Here is a 1,237-nt window from a genome sequence, read left to right as displayed (position 1 = left end):
GCGCAGCGCTGGGTCAATGACATTCTGAACCCGCCGCCGCCGAAACCAGTTGACCCCAACGCGCCAAAGCCTAAACCGCGGCGTGATTACACCCTATCGGACCTGCCCAAGCAATGCGCCGCCGTTCTGCAATCAAACTGATCCTGGCCCTGGCCGCAACTGGCGGGCTGGCGGCTGCGGGTTTTGCGGCAAACCGCCCCGCAGCTGCTGCGGCAGGCAAGGCGCAGCACCTCAGCAGCTATACTTGGAAGCTGAACCAGCGCTGGTTCGGCGGGTTCTCGGCGCTGAAGCTCAGCAGCGGCGGCACGGCAATGACCGTTCTCAGCGACCGGGCTACTTTAGTGACAACCCGGATCCAGCGCAGCCAGGGGCTGATTTCAGGCATCACTGCCCGGCGCGCGCACGAATTGCGGGCCTCCACCGGGAAGACGCTCAAAGGCTTTGCCGGAGACAGCGAAGGGCTGGCGGTCGCGGCGGACGGCAGCCGCTATATTTCCTTTGAAGGCGCCGCACGGGTGGCGCGCTTCCAGCACCCCGGTAGCCGCGCCAATGTTCTGCCGCGCCCCAAGGCCTTCCGCAGCCTGCCGCCCAACAAATCCCTGGAAACCCTCGCCATCGATTCCCGCGGACGGCTTTACACCTTGCCCGAGCGCGCCTTGGATAAACACGGACAGATCCCGGTCTGGCGCTGGAACGGCCGCCGCTGGTCACGCCCCTTCAGCCTGCCGCCTGAGGGTGGATTTCTGCCGGTGGATGCCGATTTCGGCCCTGATGGGCGGCTCTATCTCCTGGAGCGCGACTTTACTCTGTTTGGTTTCCGCAGCCGGTTGCGGCGATGGGATATCACCGCCGCAGGACCGGCGAACGAAACCGTTCTGCTGCAAACCGGTTCCGGCACCCATGACAATCTGGAAGGGCTGTCCGTCTGGGCAGATGAAATCGGAGGGTTGCGCGCCACCATGGTGTCGGACGACAATTTCCTGCCCTTTCAACGCACCGAACTCGTGGAATACGCGCTGCCCCGCTGATCACGCGCCCCGCCAGCGGCACCGGGCCCACCCGAAGGGGGCATTTCCTGAAATGCGCCCGCGCGGGCGGGAGCCCCTGCCCTGCAGGATGCTTGCAGCAGGGTGCGGACCGGTTTAAAGGGGCCGGTCTTTTGCCGTGCCGGAACATGTGCCCGCGGCCTTGAAAAACGGATCCGACCCATGCCCCGCTCGCATATCCCCGGCATTGT

Annotated in this window: 1 protein-coding gene and 1 pseudogene; both read left to right on the top strand. The window is 65.1% G+C overall.

Features of this window, described 5'->3' with window-relative positions:
• Nucleotides 1-141: pseudogene (locus tag A2I95_RS39590) on the top strand (penicillin-insensitive murein endopeptidase); the annotation flags it as partial.
• Nucleotides 114-1,028 carry an esterase-like activity of phytase family protein gene (locus tag A2I95_RS39585; RefSeq protein ID WP_291737827.1) on the top strand — a complete coding sequence of 305 codons (915 nt, stop codon included), beginning with the start codon at nucleotides 114-116 and terminating at the stop codon, nucleotides 1,026-1,028. The pseudogene A2I95_RS39590 and the gene A2I95_RS39585, both read left to right, overlap by 28 nt.
• Nucleotides 1,029-1,237: the final 209 nt, after the last annotated feature.

Source organism: Leisingera sp. F5 (assembly GCF_001593695.1).
This window is presented reverse-complemented; position numbering and strand designations above follow the sequence as displayed.